Origin of the sequence: Pseudomonas sp. S8 (genome assembly GCF_050473925.1) — a bacterium.
GTDB lineage: Bacteria > Pseudomonadota > Gammaproteobacteria > Pseudomonadales > Pseudomonadaceae > Aquipseudomonas > Aquipseudomonas parakoreensis.
Map to the genome: position 1 here is coordinate 2,456,729 of NZ_JBFDVZ010000016.1, position 18,277 is coordinate 2,475,005.

16 protein-coding genes are annotated in these 18,277 nt (G+C 59.1%); 11 read left to right on the forward strand and 5 right to left on the reverse strand.

The genetic code is table 11. The features are described from left to right. Positions 1-160 precede the first annotated feature (160 nt). The 3 genes from AB1J88_RS12145 (at position 161) to AB1J88_RS12155 (ending at position 3,969) form a co-directional block, all read left to right on the forward strand. Positions 161-337 carry a hypothetical protein gene (locus tag AB1J88_RS12145; protein WP_177327380.1) on the forward strand — a complete coding sequence of 59 codons (177 nt, stop codon included), beginning with the start codon at positions 161-163 and terminating at the stop codon, positions 335-337. A gap of 77 nt (positions 338-414) precedes the next feature. Continuing rightward, positions 415-2,568, forward strand: coding sequence for a mechanosensitive ion channel family protein (locus tag AB1J88_RS12150; RefSeq protein WP_047292938.1), 2,154 nt, complete (start codon positions 415-417; stop codon positions 2,566-2,568). 66 nt (positions 2,569-2,634) lie between these two features. After that, positions 2,635-3,969, forward strand: coding sequence for an amidohydrolase (locus tag AB1J88_RS12155; protein WP_430291165.1), 1,335 nt, complete (start codon positions 2,635-2,637; stop codon positions 3,967-3,969). A gap of 1,309 nt (positions 3,970-5,278) precedes the next feature. Here the strand turns inward: AB1J88_RS12155 and AB1J88_RS12160 are convergent. Next, complete coding sequence (locus AB1J88_RS12160) at positions 5,279-5,992, reverse strand: UTRA domain-containing protein (RefSeq protein WP_430291166.1); 714 nt, start codon at positions 5,990-5,992, stop codon at positions 5,279-5,281. A gap of 352 nt (positions 5,993-6,344) precedes the next feature. On the opposite strand from AB1J88_RS12160, the gene AB1J88_RS12165 reads away from it, so the two are divergent. From AB1J88_RS12165 to AB1J88_RS12190, 6 genes are all read left to right on the forward strand, one after another. Beyond that, the gene (locus tag AB1J88_RS12165; protein WP_041071914.1) at positions 6,345-7,412 is read left to right on the forward strand and encodes an ABC transporter substrate-binding protein; all 1,068 of its coding nucleotides are present in this window, start codon (positions 6,345-6,347) and stop codon (positions 7,410-7,412) included. Positions 7,413-7,545: 133 nt separating this feature from the next. Beyond that, complete coding sequence (locus AB1J88_RS12170; protein WP_041071912.1) at positions 7,546-8,352, forward strand: alkaline phosphatase family protein; 807 nt, start codon at positions 7,546-7,548, stop codon at positions 8,350-8,352. 5 nt (positions 8,353-8,357) lie between these two features. Continuing rightward, positions 8,358-9,194 carry an ABC transporter permease gene (locus AB1J88_RS12175; RefSeq protein WP_161794911.1) on the forward strand — a complete coding sequence of 279 codons (837 nt, stop codon included), beginning with the start codon at positions 8,358-8,360 and terminating at the stop codon, positions 9,192-9,194. Next, complete coding sequence (locus AB1J88_RS12180; protein WP_007965346.1) at positions 9,181-9,981, forward strand: ABC transporter permease; 801 nt, start codon at positions 9,181-9,183, stop codon at positions 9,979-9,981. The genes AB1J88_RS12175 and AB1J88_RS12180 overlap by 14 nt, the downstream gene beginning before the upstream one ends. Then, entirely contained in the window at positions 9,978-10,967 is a 990-nt protein-coding gene (locus AB1J88_RS12185) for an ABC transporter ATP-binding protein (protein WP_047292927.1), read from the forward strand. The genes AB1J88_RS12180 and AB1J88_RS12185 overlap by 4 nt, the downstream gene beginning before the upstream one ends. A gap of 34 nt (positions 10,968-11,001) precedes the next feature. Then, complete coding sequence (locus AB1J88_RS12190; protein ID WP_198760238.1) at positions 11,002-11,655, forward strand: HAD family hydrolase; 654 nt, start codon at positions 11,002-11,004, stop codon at positions 11,653-11,655. Between the two features lie 172 nt (positions 11,656-11,827). Here AB1J88_RS12190 and AB1J88_RS12195 read toward each other — a convergent pair whose 3' ends face one another. Beyond that, entirely contained in the window at positions 11,828-12,790 is a 963-nt protein-coding gene (locus AB1J88_RS12195) for a zinc-binding dehydrogenase (RefSeq protein WP_430291167.1), read from the reverse strand. A gap of 138 nt (positions 12,791-12,928) precedes the next feature. On the opposite strand from AB1J88_RS12195, the gene AB1J88_RS12200 reads away from it, so the two are divergent. Both AB1J88_RS12200 and AB1J88_RS12205 read left to right on the forward strand, forming a co-directional pair. Continuing rightward, the gene (locus tag AB1J88_RS12200; RefSeq protein WP_161794910.1) at positions 12,929-15,013 is read left to right on the forward strand and encodes a carboxy terminal-processing peptidase; all 2,085 of its coding nucleotides are present in this window, start codon (positions 12,929-12,931) and stop codon (positions 15,011-15,013) included. Between the two features lie 133 nt (positions 15,014-15,146). Continuing rightward, the gene (locus AB1J88_RS12205) at positions 15,147-16,937 is read left to right on the forward strand and encodes a bifunctional diguanylate cyclase/phosphodiesterase (RefSeq protein WP_430291168.1); all 1,791 of its coding nucleotides are present in this window, start codon (positions 15,147-15,149) and stop codon (positions 16,935-16,937) included. Between the two features lie 87 nt (positions 16,938-17,024). Here AB1J88_RS12205 and AB1J88_RS12210 read toward each other — a convergent pair whose 3' ends face one another. The 3 genes from AB1J88_RS12210 to AB1J88_RS12220 all read right to left on the reverse strand — a co-directional run bounded on the left by AB1J88_RS12210 (position 17,025) and on the right by AB1J88_RS12220 (position 18,274). Further along, on the reverse strand, positions 17,025-17,441 hold the full coding sequence (locus AB1J88_RS12210) for a hypothetical protein (RefSeq protein ID WP_430291169.1): 417 nt from the start codon (positions 17,439-17,441) through the stop codon (positions 17,025-17,027). Further along, complete coding sequence (locus AB1J88_RS12215; protein ID WP_430291170.1) at positions 17,441-17,611, reverse strand: hypothetical protein; 171 nt, start codon at positions 17,609-17,611, stop codon at positions 17,441-17,443. Before AB1J88_RS12215 ends, AB1J88_RS12210 begins: the two co-directional genes overlap by 1 nt. Positions 17,612-17,890: 279 nt before the next feature. Further along, entirely contained in the window at positions 17,891-18,274 is a 384-nt protein-coding gene (locus AB1J88_RS12220) for a hypothetical protein (protein WP_430292689.1), read from the reverse strand. Positions 18,275-18,277: the final 3 nt, after the last annotated feature.

Below are 18,277 nucleotides of genomic sequence, written 5' to 3' on the forward strand. Positions count from 1 at the left end.
CCCTGTAGGAGCTGCCGAAGGCTGCGATCTTTTGATCTTGCTTTTGAATTGCATACCCAAGATCAAAAGATCGCAGCCTGCGGCAGCTCCTACACAGATCAATACAGCTTCAAAGAAACCGACCTAGACTTACATCATCCCCTTCGACAAGGCAGTCTCCATGATCTCGATGTCTTCGTTCCATGCCATGCTCGTCCCGATCCTGAGCGGGATGATCCTGCTGGCCATCGGCTTCAACTTCCGCGACAAGAACGCCGGCGTCTTCGCCATGTGGATCGGCATGCTTATGATCCTGGCGACCGTGGTCTACAAGATCCTCGCCAAACTCAACGAATAAATCCGCGCCCGGCTCGCATTGATTCTGACTGCCTCGTACACTCGCTCAATTCGCCCCTTTGCGAGGTTGACCGCCTAGTGTTCGCTCGTCTGTTTGCTCTGCCCTGCCTGTTCCTTGTCTGCCTGATGACGCTGCTGCCGCTGGCCCCTGCCCACGCGGTCGGCTTGCCGGGGTTGCTCAACTCCACCAAGGCGCAGCCCGAGGCGCAGGAACCGTTGGGTCAGTCGCTGGATGAAGTCATCAAGTCGCTGGAAAACGACAAGCAACGCGCACAGTTGCTGAGCGACCTGAAAAAGCTGCGCGACGCCACAAAGAAAGCCCAGGTTTCACCGGAAGAAGGCGTGCTGGGCCTGATTGGCGGCACGCTGGCCAGTTTCGAGAAGCAGTTCTCCGGCGACGACAGTCCGCTGACCCGCTGGTCCGACGAGTTCGATCTGGCCAAGGACGAACTCGATAACCTGATGTTGCCGGCCAGCGAGTGGCTGCCGATCATCTTCGGCTTCGCGGTGATTCTGATGGTCTGGAGCCTGCTCGCCGCCGCGCTGATCTGGCTCGGTCACCGGGTGCGCATGCGCTTCGGCCTGACCGAAGAACTGCCGCAGCACCCCAAGGCCCTCGACATGCTGCGCTTCGCCCTGCGCAAGCTCGGGCCATGGCTTATCGCGTTGGTCATCACCGTTTACATGAGCTACGCGCTGCCGTCGTCATTGGGCAAGAGCCTGGCGATGGTGCTGGCGTATGCGCTGGTGGTCGGCACCTGTTTCTCGGCGATCTGCGTGATCGCCTTCTCGCTGCTCGACGGCCCGCACCGGCATCGGGCGCTGTACATCCTGCGGCATCAGGCGTTCCGTCCGTTGTGGCTGATCGGCAGCTTCGCCGCGTTCGGTGAAGCGCTTAACGATCCGCGCCTGGTGGAAAGCCTCGGCGTGCATTTGGCGCACACCACCGCGACCGTCACCAATGTCCTCGCGGCGCTGTTCACCGGGCTGTTCATCCTGCGTTTCCGCCGGCCAATCGCCCATCTGATCCGCAACCAGCCATTGTCCCGTCGCCTGACCCGCCGCGCCCTCAGCGACACCATCGATATCCTCGGCACCTTCTGGTACGTGCCGGCGCTGGTGCTGGTCGGGATTTCGCTGTTCGCCACCTTCGTCTCCGCCGGCGACACCAGCACCGCCCTGCGCCAGTCACTGATCTGCACGGTGCTGCTGGTGATGTGCATGGTGATCAACGGTCTCGTGCGCCGGCACTCACTCAAACCGCAACGCGGGCCGAAGCGCCATGCCTTGTACTCGGAACGCCTGAAAAGCTTCTTCTACACCCTCGCCCACCTGCTGGTGTGGCTGATCTTCATCGAACTCGGCCTGCGCGTCTGGGGCAAATCGCTGATCGGCTTTGCCGAGGGCGAAGGGCACGACGTCAGCGTCAAACTGTTCAGCCTGATCGGCACGCTGATTTTCTCCTGGCTGATCTGGATCCTCGCCGACACCGCCGTGCATCACGCCCTCACCCGCTCGCGCAAAGGCCTGGCGAATGCCCGCGCGCAGACGATGATGCCGCTGATCCGCAACGTGCTGTTCGTGGCGATTTTCATCATTGCGCTGATCGTCGCCCTGGCGAACATGGGCATGAACGTCACGCCACTGCTGGCCGGTGCCGGTGTGATCGGTCTGGCCATCGGTTTCGGTGCGCAGTCGCTGGTGGCGGATTTGATCACCGGCCTGTTCATCATCATCGAAGACTCGCTGGCCATTGATGACTACGTCGATGTCGGCGGCCATCTGGGTACCGTCGAAGGCCTGACCATCCGCACTGTGCGCCTGCGCGATATCGACGGCATCGTTCACACCATCCCGTTCAGCGAAATCAAAAGCATCAAGAACTACTCCCGCGAGTTCGGCTACGCGATTTTCCGCGTGGCGGTGCCGTACAACATGGAAATCGACGACGCGATCAAACTGATGCGCGAAGTCGGCCAGAAAATGCGCACCGACCCGCTGCAACGGCGCAATATCTGGTCGCCACTGGAGATTCAGGGCGTGGAAAGTTTCGAGTCCGGCAGCGCGATCCTGCGCGCGCGGTTCAAGACCGCGCCGATCAAACAATGGGAAGTTTCCCGCGCGTTCAACCTGTCGCTCAAACGCCATCTGGACGAAGCCGGACTCGATCTGGCGACGCCACGCATGAGTGTGCAGGTCATCACTGCCGGCGGTGGCCAGCCGAAGGAATAGCACTTCGCGCAGACACTCGGGTCACAGGCGGGGAAGCCAGAAAAACAATAACCATGGAGAAACCCGATGCAGCTGACACGTATCGCCCAGACTGTTCTGCTCACCCTGCTGGCCGGCACCGCCAGCGCCGCCACCCTGGACAGCACCCGCGAACAGATCGCCACGCAAGCCAAGGCACTTGAACCGGAACTGCTGGAAACCCGCCGCGACATCCACGCGCATCCGGAACTGGGCAACACCGAGAAACGCACCGCGGAACTGGTCGCCAAACAGCTCAAGGCGCTGGGCCTGGAAGTGAAAACCAACGTCGCCCGCACCGGCGTAGTCGCCATCCTCAAAGGCGCCCTGCCCGGCCCGACCGTGGCCCTGCGCGCCGACATGGACGCATTGCCGGTCAAGGAAGTCGCCGAGCTGCCCTTCGCCTCGAAAGCCAAAGGCACTTATCTGGACAAAGAAGTCGACGTGATGCACGCCTGCGGCCACGACGCCCACACCGCGATCCTGTTGAGCACGGCGAAAGTCCTCACCGGTCTGCGCGACACCCTGCCCGGCACCGTGGTGTTCTACTTCCAGCCCGCCGAAGAAGGCCCGAGCGACTTCATCCCCGACGGCAAGAACACCTGGGGCGCGAAAATGATGGTGCAGGAAGGCGTGATGAAATCACCCAAACCCGACGCCGTCTTTGGTCTGCACGTCTGGGCCGGCGTCCCCGCCGGCCAGATCGCCTACCGCCCCGGCGCCACCCTGGCCAGCTCCGACGACCTGCGCATCAAAATCCTCGGCAAACAGACCCACGCCGGCCGCCCGTGGGACGGCATCGACCCGATCACCGTCGGCGCACAAACCATCGTCGGCCTGCAAACCGTGGTCAGCCGCCGCACCGATATTTCGTCTTACCCGTCGGTGGTCAGCATCGGCACCATCAACGGCGGCACCCGCTACAACATCATTCCCGAGTCGGTGGACATGAGCGGCACCATCCGCTCCTACGACTACGGCATCCGCCAGAAACTCCACGCCGACGTACGCCAGACCATCGAAAAAATCGCCGAAAGCGGCGGCGCGAAAGCCGACGTCACCATCATCGAAAAATACGACCCCACGATCAACAACCCGGCACTGACGGAAAAAATGCTGCCGACGTTGAAGTGGGCAGCCAAGGATGACGTGGTCAATGCACCGTTGGTGGGCGGCGCGGAAGACTTCTCGTTCTTCGCCAAGGAAGTGCCGGGGTTGTTCGTATTTCTCGGCGTGACACCACGGGATCAGGACATGAGCAAGGCCGCGCCGAATCATAATCCGGGGTTCTTTGTGGATGAGTCGGCGCTGGTGGTTGGGGTGAGGACGATGGCGTCGCTGGCGACGGATTATTTGTATGGGAATGCTGAGGCGGCCAGATAGAGATGAAGTGATTGTGGGGGCGACTTCGCGAGCAGGCTCGCTCCCACAGTTGATTGGATGTATTCGGTTGGAGATTGGTCGGCTGTCAGGCCGCCATCACTGGCAAGCCAGCTCCCACAGTTGGATTGAGTGCAGGCAGTTGGAGATTGGTCGGCTGGGAGGTCACCATCACTGGCAGGCCAGCTCCCACAGTGGGATTGGGTGCAGGCAGTTGGAGATTGGTCGGCTGTCAGGCCGCCATCGCTGGCAAGCCAGCTCCCACAGTGGGATTGAGTGCAGGCAGTTGGAGATTGGTCGGCTGGGAGGTCACCATCACTGGCAGGCCAGCTCCCACAGAGAGATTGGGTGCAGGCAGTTAGAGATTGGTCGGCTGTCAGGCCGCCATCGCTGGCAAGCCAGCTCCCACAGTGGGATTGAGTGCAGGCAGTTGGAGATTGGTCGGCTGGGAGGTCACCATCACTGGCAGGCCAGCTCCCACAGAGAGATTGGGTGCAGGCAGTTGGAGATTGGTCGGCTGTCAGGCCGCCATCGCTGGCAAGCCAGCTCCCACAGTGGGATTGGGTGCAGGCAGTTGGAGATTGGTCGGCTGGGAGGTCACCATCACTGGCAGGCCAGCTCCCACAGAGAGATTGGGTGCAGGCAGTTAGAGATTGGTCGGCTGTCAGGCCGCCATCGCTGGCAAGCCAGCTCCCACAGTTGGATTGAGTGCAGGCAGTTGGAGATTGGTCGGCTGGGAGGTCACCATCACTGGCAGGCCAGCTCCCACAGAGAGATTGGGTGCAGGCAGTTGGAGATTGGTCGGCTGTCAGGCCGCCATCGCTGGCAAGCCAGCTCCCACAGTGGGATTGGGTGCAGGCAGTTGGAGATTGGTCGGCTTTCAGGCCGCCATCGCGAGCAGGCTCACCCCTACAGCAAAGCAAAAGCCGACCGCAGGCTCTTCACCACTCAATGGCCGAGTGTCAGCTCGCCGAAAGCTCTTGATCTTGACTCACCGGCCCGTCGGCAGGCTGAGCGGAGGGATTGATCCGGGGGTGGGAGCGAAGCGACCGTTCGACGAAGTCGAACACATCGAGAGGAGGTGCAGCGAAGCAAACCGGAGGCGATGCGCCCGGATCGATCCCGGAGCGAAGGAACCCCGAGCTTTAGCGAGCGGGCCGAACGTCAGGGCACAGACCTTTGGTTCCTTTGGGGCGTTTGCCAAAGGGACTCGCTGTAAAAGCGAAACCGCCAGCCGCAACACCCGAAGCAACGGATAAACACCCAAAACCCCAAGAACCTGGTCGGCCCAGAGGCCGCCAAGGCCAAAAGCTCAAACAACATCGACCCCGACGTGAATCGCATCATGCCGCCAAAACTCCAGATCACAATCAATCAACCGCTCATGCTGATCATAATTGACCCGGGCAATCCGTAACCCCGGACTCCCGACAGACACGCGCAAAGCCGCCGCCGCATCCACCGCCAACGACGTCGGCACAATCTCGAACCGCACCCGCCCATAGCGCAAATCGTAATGCCGCGCATACAACTCGGTCATCGACTGATTCAAATCAAACCCCAGAATCCCCGGAAAATACTGCGGATTCAGATAATGCTCCACATACAACACCAGCCGCCCGTCGATGCGCCGCGACCGACAAATCTGAATCACGCTGGACAACGCCGGCAACTGCAACAACGCACACACCGCCGCCGAAGCTGGCTGCAGGCGCGCGGAAATCACCTCGGTCGACGGCACCCGCCCCTGCGCACTGACCATCGCGTGAAAGTGGCTGCGCTGCATCAGGTTGTACGCCAGACGCGGCGGCGAAACGAACCAGCCACGGCGCTCCTCGCGATAAATCTGCCCCTGCGCCTCCAGCTGCAACAAGGCCTCACGCACCGTGATGCGCGTGGTGCCGAACAACTCACTGAGCTTGCGCTCGGCCGGCAGCTTGCTGCCCGGCGCCAACAGGCCATGATCGAGCTGCTCCTGCAGCACCTGGCCGATGGCTGTCACCGCTTTTGTTGCCTCATCGCGCATCAACGTTACCTATCTGGACTAGACCAGCACTGTTTCGGGGCAAAAACCGTACGGCCTGCAAGCCGTTTCCGTGTCTTGCAAGCCTAGGCAGTGCAGATGACCGAGAGATGACAAACCCGCCCGACGGTCGCCTTCATGACTTGCAATACATCGGCCAAGTGCCTTGTCTGCCGGGGCTTTGACCTTGGTCTACGCTTAGCGGGCAAGCGCCGAAACCGGGCAAATAAAAGGCCTGCCGGGCGACCGCCGACATCAAAGTGTCATCCAGCCCCCTTAAATTGGCTCAGGTATTGCTGACCTAGACCAACACAAACCGCAATCGCAGCGTTGAACACGACCAAGGAGCTTCGGAATGAAACAGCTTTTCCTGGCAACACTGTTAGGCTCGACCATTGCAATGTGCACCGCCGCCATGGCGGCCGACACCGATCTGAAAACCCTCGAAGCCGCTGCGAAAGCGGAAGGCGCCGTCAACAGCGTCGGCATGCCCGATGACTGGGCCAACTGGAAAGGCACCTGGGAAGACCTGGCCAAGACCTACGGCCTGAAACACATTGACACCGACATGAGCTCGGCCCAGGAAATCGCCAAGTTCGCCGCTGAAAAAGACAACGCCACCGCCGACATCGGCGACGTCGGCGCCGCCTTCGGCCCGATCGCGGTCAAGCAGGGCGTGGTACAACCGTACAAACCGAGCACCTGGGATCAGGTGCCGGCCTGGGCCAAGGACAAGGACGGCAACTGGGCATTGGCCTACACCGGCACCATCGCCTTCATTGTCAACAAGAAGCTGCTGCACGGTTCCGAAGTACCGACCAAATGGGCTGACCTCAAGGGCGGCAAATACAAGGTTTCCATCGGTGACGTGAGCACCGCCGCGCAAGCCGCCAACGGCGTACTCGCCGCTGCCTTGGCCAACGGTGGCGACGAGAAGAACCTCCAGCCGGCCCTGCTGCTGTTTGCAGACATCGCCAAGCAAGGTCGTCTGTCGATGGCCAACCCGACCATCGCCACCATGGAAAAAGGCGAGATCGAAGTCGGCGTGGTCTGGGACTTCAATGGTCTGAGCTACAAGGCCAAGATGGCCAACCCGGATGACTACGTGGTGCTGATCCCGTCCGACGGCTCGGTGATTTCCGGCTACACCACCATCATCAACAAGTACGCAAAAAACCCGAACGCCGCCAAGCTGACCCGCGAATACATCTTCAGCGACGCCGGCCAGACCAACCTGGCGCGCGGCAACGCCCGTCCGATCCGTGCCGAACATCTGCAACTGCCGGAAGACGTGAAGGCCAAGCTGCTGCCAAACGAGCAGTACAAGAAGGTCACGCCAATCAAGGACGCTGACGCGTGGGAAAAAACCTCCAAGGCCCTGCCGCAGAAGTGGAACGAAGAAGTCATCGTCGAGATGAAGTAATCCTTCATCTGTAGGAGCTGCCGCAGGCTGCGATCTTTTGATCTTGCTTTTAAAAGGCAGAGTCAAAAGATCGCAGCCTGCGGCAGCTCCTACATTGAACGATCCAAGTTTTGTTTTCGGAGTTTTTGCCCCTATGAAGCACAACGTCATCCTTGTCGTGCTCGACGGTCTCAATTACGAGGTCGCGCGGCACGCCATGGGGCATCTGCAGGCTTACGTTGGCGCAGGACGCGCCGCACTCTATCAGTTGGAGTGCGAGTTGCCGGCCCTGTCCCGACCGCTTTACGAATGCATCCTCACCGGCGTGCCGCCGATCGACAGTGGCATCGTCCACAACAATGTCGCGCGTCTGTCCAACCAGCGCAGCATCTATCACTACGCCCGCGACGCCGGCCTGAAAACCGCCGCAGCGGCCTATCACTGGGTCAGCGAGCTGTATAACCGCTCGCCGTTCGTCGTGGCCCGCGACCGGCATACCGAAAACCTGTCATTGCCGATCCAGCACGGCCACTTCTACTGGAGCGATCACTACCCGGATTCGCACCTGTTTGCCGACGCGGAAAACCTGCGCCTGCGCCATGCGCCGAACTTTCTGCTGATTCACCCGATGAACATCGACGACGCCGGCCACAAGCACGGCCTCGACTCCACGCAATACCGCAACAGCGCACGCTCGGCGGACATCATCCTCGCCGACTACCTGCAAGGCTGGCTCGATGCGGGCTATCAGGTGCTGGTCACCGCCGACCACGGCATGAACAACGACCGCTCGCACAACGGCCTGTTGCCGGAAGAGCGGCAGGTGCCGCTGTTCGTTCTCGGTGACGCCTTCAGCTTCAATATTGATGCCGCGCCGAAACAAACCGAGATCTGCGGCACCGTCTGCGAACTGCTCGGCGCCCCCCACGACAAACCTGTATGCCGGGAGCTGCTCAAGTGAATGCCATGACTCGCGGCAAATGGCTGGCAGCCCTGTGCCTGGTGCCGTTCGCCCTGTTCTTTATCGTGTTCGAAATCGCCCCGCTGGTCTGGGTGATGATCAACAGCCTGCAATCGGAAGAATTCGGCTGGGGCTTCGCCAACTTCAGCAAGATCTTCAGCTCGAAGTTCTATTTGCAGGCGATTCAGTACAGCCTGGAGATCAGTTTCTGGTCGAGCGTATTCGGCATCATCATCGCCGTGCTCGGTGCGTATTCCCTGCGCCGGGTCGACTCGAAACTGCGCAACTTCGTGAATGCCTTCGCCAACATGACCAGCAACTTCGCCGGCGTGCCGCTGGCCTTTGCGTTCATCATCCTGCTCGGTTTCAACGGCAGCATCACCATCATGCTCAAGCAGGCCGGGATCATTCAGGACTTCAACCTGTACTCGAAAACCGGTCTGATCATCCTCTATACCTACTTCCAGATTCCCCTCGGCGTGCTGCTGCTCTACCCGGCCTTCGACGCCTTGCGTGAAGACTGGCGCGAATCCGCTGCGCTGCTCGGCGCCAACGGCTGGCAGTTCTGGCGGCATATTGGTCTACCGGTGCTGACCCCGGCACTGCTCGGTACATTTGTGATCCTGCTGGCCAACGCTCTCGGCGCCTACGCCACGGTGTACGCCTTGACCACCGGTAACTTCAACGTGCTGCCGATCCGCATCGCGGCAATGGTTTCCGGGGATATTTCCCTGGATCCGAATCTGGCCAGCGCCCTGGCCGTGGTGCTGGTGGCGTTGATGACCCTCGTCACCGTCGTGCATCAATTGCTGCTGAAGAGGAGCTACCATGTCTCGCGCTGAATCCGGCCCGGCCGGCGTCTACCACCGCGTCGTGGTTTATTTGCTGTTCGCGATCCTGCTGCTGCCGCTGGTGGGTACGCTGATCTATTCGATCGCCAGCAGCTGGTCGGCGACCATCCTGCCCAGCGGCTTCACCTTCAAGTGGTACCTCCAGCTGTGGAGCGATCCACGCTTCCTGCATGCTTTCGGCCAGTCGCTGCTGGTGTGCGTGGGCGCGCTGGTGCTGTCGGTGGTGCTGATCCTGCCGTTGCTGTTCGTGGTGCATTACCACTTCCCGAAACTCGATGCGCTGATGAACATCCTGATCCTGCTGCCCTTCGCGGTGCCGCCAGTGGTGTCGTCGGTAGGCCTGTTGCAACTGTACGGTTCCGGGCCGCTGGCGATGGTCGGTACGCCGTGGATCCTGATCGGTTGCTACTTCACCGTGGCGCTGCCGTTCATGTACCGGGCGATCACCAACAATCTGCAGGCGATCAACCTGCGCGACCTGATGGACGCCGCGCAACTGCTCGGCGCCAGCACCTTTCAGGCCGCGTTTCTGGTGGTACTGCCGAACCTGCGCAAAGGCCTGATGGTCGCGCTGCTGCTGTCGTTCTCGTTCCTGTTCGGGGAATTCGTGTTCGCCAACATCCTCGTCGGCACGCGCTACGAAACCCTGCAGGTGTACCTGAACAACATGCGCAACAGCAGCGGCCACTTCACCAGTGCGCTGGTGATCTCGTACTTCTTTTTCGTGCTGGTCCTGACCTGGATCGCCAACATCTTGAACAAGGACAAAAGCGAATGAGCTACGTCAGCGTCCAACACCTGCAGAAAAACTACGCGGGCACCACGGTGTTCAGCGACATCAACTGCGAAATCAACAAAGGCGAGTTCGTCACCCTGCTCGGCCCGTCCGGTTGCGGCAAGTCCACCCTGCTGCGTTGTATCGCCGGGCTGACGCCGGTGGATGGCGGCAAGATCCTGCTTGATGGCGTCGACATCGTGCCGCTGAGCCCGCAGAAACGCGGGATCGGCATGGTGTTCCAGAGCTACGCGCTGTTCCCCAACATGACCGTCGAGCAGAACGTCGCCTTCGGCCTGCGTATGCAGAAGGTCAATCCTGACGACAGTCACAAACGCGTCAGCGAAGTGTTGAAACTGGTTGAACTGCACGACTTCGCCAGCCGCTATCCGCATCAGTTGTCCGGTGGCCAATGCCAGCGAGTCGCCCTCGCCCGCTCCTTGGTCACCCGCCCACGCCTGTTGTTGCTGGATGAACCGCTGTCGGCGCTGGATGCGCGAATCCGCAAACACCTGCGCGAACAGATCCGCCAGATCCAGCGCGAACTCGGCCTGACCACCATCTTCGTCACCCACGACCAGGAAGAAGCGCTGACCATGTCCGACCGGATTTTCCTGATGAACCAGGGAAAGATCGTGCAAAGCGGAGACGCCGAAACCCTCTACACCGCACCGGTCGATGTGTTCGCCGCCGGCTTCATCGGCAACTACAACCTGCTCGACGCCGACAGTGCCTCAAAGTTGTTGCAACGGCCGATCAACCACCGCATCGCCATACGCCCGGAAGCCATCGAACTGAGCCTCAATGGTGAACTCGATGCGCAGATCCGCAGCCACAGCCTGCTCGGCAACGTGATCCGCTATCGGGTCGAGGCGCGCGGTGTGGAACTGGTGGTCGACGTGCTCAACCGCTCGGCGGCGGATCTGCATCCCGACGGTCAGCGTCTGGCGCTTTCCATCGATCCGACGGCCCTGTGTGAGGTAGCCTGATGACTTTGCTGACGTTGAAGAGAGAACTGCACTGATGGCCCTGGCAATTTTTGATCTGGACGAAACTCTGATCCACGGCGACTGCGCCACCCTCTGGAGCGAACAGATGGGGCGCCTGGGGTGGGTCGATCCCGAGTCGTTCATGCGCAAGAACAACGAGCTGATGGACGCCTACAGCCATGGCAAATTGCGCATGGAAGAATTCATGGCGTTCAGCCTCGAGCCGATGATCGGGCGTACCCCGGAAGAGGTCGAGCACCTGGTCGGCCCATGGGTTGAAGACTTCATCGAACCGATCATCTTCAGCGACGCCACCGAAACCATCGCCGCTCACCGCAAGGCCGGCGACCGGATTCTGGTGATCTCGGCTTCGGGCACGCACCTGGTCAAACCGATCGCCGACCGCTTGGGCATCGACGAAATCCTCGGCATCGAACTGGACGTCGCACACGGTGTTTACAGCGGCCAGACCGTCGGCACGCTGACCTACCGCGAAGGCAAGATCACCCGCCTGCTGGAATGGCTGGACGCCGAGGAGGAGAACCTCGAAGGCGCGAGTTTCTATTCGGATTCACGCAATGATCTGCCGTTGCTGCTGAAGGTGGATTTCCCGCATGTGGTGAATCCGGATCCGGTATTGCTGGAGCACGCCGAAAAAGCCGGCTGGCCGATCCATCTCTGGAAATAACCAAAGATCCAATTTGGACGCATAAATGTGGCGAGGGAGCTTGCTCCCGCTCGGCTGTAAAGCAGTCGCAGAACCAGTCAACCGGTTTGATCTGACTCACCGCGTTGAATGATTTGGGGCCGCTTCGCGACCCAACGGGAGCAAGCTCCCTCGCCACAAGGGTTGGTGGAGGTCAGCTCAGACTGTCGTCAATCACCAACACCACCTTCCCCGAAACCGTATTGCTCGCCAGCTCGGCAAACGCCGCCTCGGCGTCTTTCACCGGGAAGGTTTTTGCCAGTTGCGGACTCAACCGCCCTTCGGCAAACAGCGGCCACACATGCTGGCTCAAGTCGCTGAGCAGATCGGCCTTGAACTGATCATCGCGACTGCGCAACGTCGAACCGAGCAACTGCACACGTTTGGCCAGTACCTGCGCCAGGTCCAGTTTCGCCTCACGCCCGCCCATCAGACCAATCAGCACCCAACGACCGTCCAGCGCCGTCAGCTTTAGGTTGAGCGCGGCGTAATTGCCGCCGACCGGATCGAGGATCACGTCAAACGGACCGAAGTCACGCAGACTCTCCAGATCATCGCTGCGCACCACTCCGCCCTGGGCGCCCAGCGCTTCACAGTAGGCCAGACGCTCGGCCGAGCCAACGCTGACCCAACAAGGATTGCCGAACGCCTTGCACAGCTGAATGGCGGCTGAACCAATTCCACTGGCGCCGGCATGCAGCAGAACCTTCTCGCCCGGTTTCAACGCCGCCAGTTGAAACACGTTGAGCCAGACCGTTGCATAAACCTCGGGTAATGCCGCGGCCTCGATCAACGAAACACCTTCGGGTACCGGCAGCACGTGCCGTCCGTCGACGACCACCTCTTCGGCCATTGCGCCCCCGGCCAGCAACGCGCAGACCCGGTCGCCGACCTGCCACGACGAGCCGGCGCCGACTTCGCTGATCACCCCGGAGCACTCAAGACCGAGCACCTGACTGGCACCGGCCGGCGGTGGATAAAGCCCGGCTTTCTGTAATAAATCGGCGCGATTGAGGCCGGCTGCCGCCACACGAATGCGCACTTGTCCTACATCACATGCCGGACTCGGCTCTTCAACCCATGCCACTTGACCTTCAACGCCTTGCAATGCCTTCACAGTGCCTCCATAGTGAGTCTGGACTGAGCCCGAAGCTGTAGCGCCGGGCTTTTTGCATTATGCGACCGGCTCTCGTAGAACCGGCGACTTCAAAGACGGCCTAATATGCGTTATCAATTGTCCCCGCGTCGAATCAGCATGAAGCATTTGCTCCCCAGCACCGCCCTCGCTCTTTTCATCGGTATCGGCTTGTTGCCGATGTCGGGCAAAACCTTCGCAGCCAACAGCTGGGACAACTTGCAGCCGGATCGCGACGAAGTGATCGCCAGTCTCAACGTCGTCGAGTTGCTCAAGCGTCACCACTACAGCAAGCCGCCGCTCGACGATGCGCGCTCGGTGATCATCTACGACAGCTACATCAAGCTGCTGGACCCGTCGCGCAGCTATTTCATGGCCAGCGACATCGCCGAATTCGACAAATGGAAGACCCAGTTCGACGACTTCCTCAAGAGCGGCGACCTCAACGCCGGGTTCACCATCTACAAGCGCTATCTGGACCGCGTCAAGGCGCGTCTGGACTTCGCCATTGCGGAGCTGAACAAGGGCGTCGACAAGATGGACTTCACCACCAAGGAGACCCTGCTGATCGATCGCAAGGACGCCCCTTGGCTCAAATCCACCGCTGAACTCGACGACCTGTGGCGCAAACGCGTCAAGGACGAAGTGCTGCGGCAGAAGATTGCCGGCAAGGATTCCAAGCAGATCCAGGAAACCCTGACCAAGCGCTACAAGAACCAGTTGGCGCGCCTCGATCAGACTCGCGCGGAAGACATTTTCCAGGCGTACATCAACACCTTCGCCATGTCCTACGACCCGCACACCAATTATCTGTCGCCGGATAACGCGGAGAACTTCGACATCAACATGAGCCTGTCCCTCGAGGGCATCGGCGCCGTGTTGCAGAGCGACAACGATCAAGTGAAAGTCGTACGTCTGGTGCCGGCAGGCCCGGCCGACAAGACCAAACAGGTCGCACCGGCCGACAAGATCATTGGCGTTGCCCAGGGCAACAAAGAGATGGTCGACGTGGTGGGCTGGCGTCTGGACGAAGTGGTCAAGCTGATCCGCGGCCCGAAAGGCACCGTGGTGCGCCTGGAAGTGATTCCGGCGAGCAATGCGCCGAACGACCAGACCAGCAAGATCGTGCCGATCACTCGCGAAGCGGTGAAGCTTGAAGACCAGGCGGTGAAAAAGTCCGTGCTGAATCTGAAACAGGACGGCAAGGACTACAAGCTCGGCGTCATTGAGATCCCGGCCTTCTACCTCGACTTCAAGGCGTTCCGTGCCGGTGATCCGGATTACAAGAGCACCACCCGTGACGTCAAGAAACTGCTGACCGAACTGCAGAAAGAGAAAGTCGACGGCGTGGTCATCGACCTGCGCAACAACGGCGGCGGCTCCCTGCAGGAAGCCACCGAGCTGACCAGCCTGTTCATCGACAAGGGCCCGACCGTCCTCGTGCGTAACGCCGATGGCCGCGTCGATGTACTGGAAGATGAAAACCCGGGCGCGTTCTACAAAGGCCCGATGGCACTGCTGGTCAACCGCCTGTCCGCGTCGGCTTCGGAGATTTTCGCCGGCGCCATGCAGGACTACCATCGCGCACTGATCATCGGTGGCCAGACCTTCGGCAAAGGCACCGTACAGACCATTCAGCCGCTGAACCATGGCGAACTGAAACTGACGCTGGCCAAGTTCTACCGGGTGTCCGGGCAGAGCACCCAGCATCAGGGCGTACTGCCGGACATCGACTACCCGTCGATCATCGACACCAAGGAAATCGGCGAAAGTGCCCTGCCGGAAGCCATGCCGTGGGACACCATCAAGGCGGCAATCAAGCCGGCCTCCGATCCGTTCAAACCGTTCCTCGCGCAGCTCAAGTCCGAGCACGACGCACGCAGCGCCAAAGACGCCGAGTTCGTGTTCATCCGCGACAAGCTGGCCTTGGCGCAGAAGCTGATGGAAGAAAAAACCGTCAGCCTCAACGAAGCCGATCGTCGTGCCCAGCACGCGGACATCGATGCCAAGCAACTGGCGATGGAAAACATCCGTCGCAAAGCCAAAGGCGAAGAGCCGCTCAAAGAGCTGAAGAAAGAAGATGAAGACGCGCTGGCTGCGGCTGAGCCGGACAAGGTCAAACCAGAGGACGACGCTTACCTGAGCGAAACCGGGCGCGTCCTGCTGGATTACCTGAAGCTGAGCAATCAGGTGGCCAAGAAGTAAGATGATGGCAATTTAATGGTGACGCTCCCCGGAGCGTCATCAAACAGTCATCATTCTGTCGTGAAATAAAGGACTGGGAGCGCCTCTTCAAGCAAGAGCGCTCCCAGTCCTTTTTTTATCGCCAGAGATTGCCATGACCACGACCGAACAGCTGAGTGCCTTGAGCTCGATCCTGACTCAAAGCGGTTTGCACAGCCTGTTCCAGCCGATCATCTGTCTCTCCGAGCGTCGCATTCTCGGCTACGAAGCCCTTACCCGAGGCCCGTCCAACAGCCCGCTACACTCGCCAATCGCGCTGTTTGCCGTGGCGCGTCAGGCCGGCCGCTTGAGCGAACTCGAGATCGCCTGCCGCCAGTCGGCCTGCCGTCGTTTCAACGAGCAGCAATTGCCGGGCAAGCTGTTCCTCAACGTCTCGCCGGAGTCACTGCTCGAGGCTGCGCACCAACCGGGACGGACCCTGCAATTGCTGCAGGACTTCGGCATTCCGCCGAGCCAAGTGGTCATCGAGCTCACCGAACAGACGCCGATCGACGATTTCCAGTTGCTGCAAACCGCACTGCATCACTATCGGGCGATGGGCTTTTCGATTGCGCTGGATGACTTGGGCGCCGGCTATTCTAGCCTGCGTCTGTGGTCAGAACTGCGCCCGGATTACGTGAAGATCGACCGGCACTTTATCGACGGCATTCATCAGGACGCGTTGAAACGAGAGTTCGTCGGCTCGATCCTGCAAATCGCCAAGGCCTCGCGGGCGCAGGTGATTGCCGAGGGGATCGAGTTGCCGGAAGAATTGGCGGTGCTGACCGAAATGGGCGTCGATCTGGTACAGGGTTACCTGCTCGGTCGTCCACAGGAGCATCCGCCCCGCGACGCCCGGGCCTTGATGCCGAAACACGACAGCAGCGCCGTAGCGTTGAACGATGAAGGCAGCGATCTCAGCGCCCTGCTCAACGATCAACCGGCGGTGCATCGCGACACACCAACCGCGACGGTGCTGGAGGCCTTTCGCCGTCAGGCCAATCTGAACTCACTGGCGGTGCTCGACGAACAGGGCCAGCCATGCGGTATCGTCCATCGCCATTCGCTGTCCGACGCACTGCTCAAACCGTTCGCCACCGACCTGTTCGCACGCAAACCGATCAGCCGCCTGATGAACGATGACTTCCTCGCCGTGGAAATGAGCCAGTCGCTGCAACAGGTCAGCCGCCTGATCACCAGTCGCGCCCGGCAGCGCATCGAAGAAGATTTCATCATCACCCTCAATGGCGGCTATCTCGGCCTCGGTCGGGTGATCGACGTGCTCAAACTGATCACCGAACTGAAAATCCAGCAGGCGCGCTACGCCAACCCGTTGACCCTGCTGCCCGGCAACGTGCCGATCCAGCAATGCCTGACCCGCCTGCTGCAACAGGGCCGCGAATCGATCATCTGCTACGTCGACATCGACAGCTTCAAACCCTTCAACGACATCTACGGCTACGGCCGTGGCGACGAAGTCCTGCTGTGCCTGGCGCAATGCCTGAACGAACGCGTCGACCCGTCCCGCGACTTCGTCGGCCACATCGGCGGCGACGACTTCCTGCTAGTGCTCGGCCCGGAAGACTGGCGCAAACGCCTCAATCAACTGCTCGACGACTTCCAGAGCCAATGCCGCCGTTTCTATCGCCCGGAGCACCTTGAAGCTGGCTGCTTCATCGCGCCGAATCGCCAGGGTGTGCGGCAGGAGTTTCCACTTCTATCGTTATCGATCGGCGTAGTCCACCTGCAACCCGAGGCCTGCGCAGAACTGGATGCCAGCCAACTCGCGGAAATGGCTTCGCAGGCGAAGCATCATGCGAAGAATGTTCCGGGGTATAGCGTGCATGTGATTGATAGTCTCACCGCGCCCGATCTACATCTTCCACAGCTAATAGGCCAACGCTGATTTCCCAGGCGCCATAACCTCCTGTGGGAGCGAGCTTGCTCGCGAAGGGGTCAATACAGTCACTCAAGATTCAGCCTCTACTCCCGGCTACCACGTTGAGCAGTCTTCCTGACTGGCGAGGTATAACTCATCAATCCAGACTTCGGAGAGAACGGAGTACACGTGTTCAAAAAAGCTTCTGGGATCTTTCATTTCATTCCAGCCAAGTGGAAGCAATGAATGAGAGAAAGGATCATGTTTAAAAACTTCAGAGAGCTTGTTCGTTTCGCCGTCCAGAGCCTCACCCAATACAAAAAACAAAACAAATTTGTGCCGATGAGTCAAACCCGAAAATCTTTTCACAATAAATTTATAAATTAATTCCTCTCTATCTAAAGAACACTCAGGATCGTACTCCGCCAACTCCGCCCCCAACGTCTCCTCCCGATCGTATATATCAAACCCACCAAGAAAATGCTTCAACTTAGGATTGTATGGAACGTCAAGATAGGGATGCATCAACATCAAACGTGCTCCACCGGATATAGAGCGAAGGGCTCCAATGTTTCAAAGTCAAATTTCATTTCAAACCCATTCATCTTTTGAATGTAGCGGGGTTCTGATGGATCTGATGGGTTAGGTTCGTACCCTTCCCCCACATTTTCGGCTGCCATTCTCACAACCAGATTACCCATGCTGTCTTCTCCCGTGAATCGCGACATTTTCCGTGCCTCTCTTGTCATCGCTTCATTTAAAGCATTCAACTGCGCTTTATGGGTTAGAAATCGCGAACTATAAACACCTCTAAACATCTTCAACCTACCTCCTAAACCAACTCATCATTGAAAATAGAACAAATAGAATTTTCAAATTAACAATCCAAAACCCTATAAGAGCCTCCACCTTTGAGATCAACCATTAGAAAACCAATCTCAAAAATCAAGAGCCACAAGATATAGAGACGATTAATCGCGTTAACAGCCAATCCAATTCATATAAAAAAATCGCTGTTCATCCGGATCATTTGTTAAATCCTGATCTTCATAATCAAATATATATACAAGATCCTCTAAAGAGGGTTCTTTACCAACCACTAGCTCGTATGCCTTCAGCCCTAGAGACATTTGAGAAGACATGCTTGAAGGATGAACATTTGTTTTTGCTCCTTTGCAAAAAAAGGTTAACTCTGGATTATCTTTCCTCAACATAGCAAAACACTTATAAAAATCGCGCCCAAAGTAAATGCGCCTACATCCACTTTCACAAACGAATGCTATTGATATTTCCTCACGATCACAGACCAGGTCGATTTCCCGCTCTTCATTACCATCTAAAACTTTAATCTTAGCTACAAACATTGA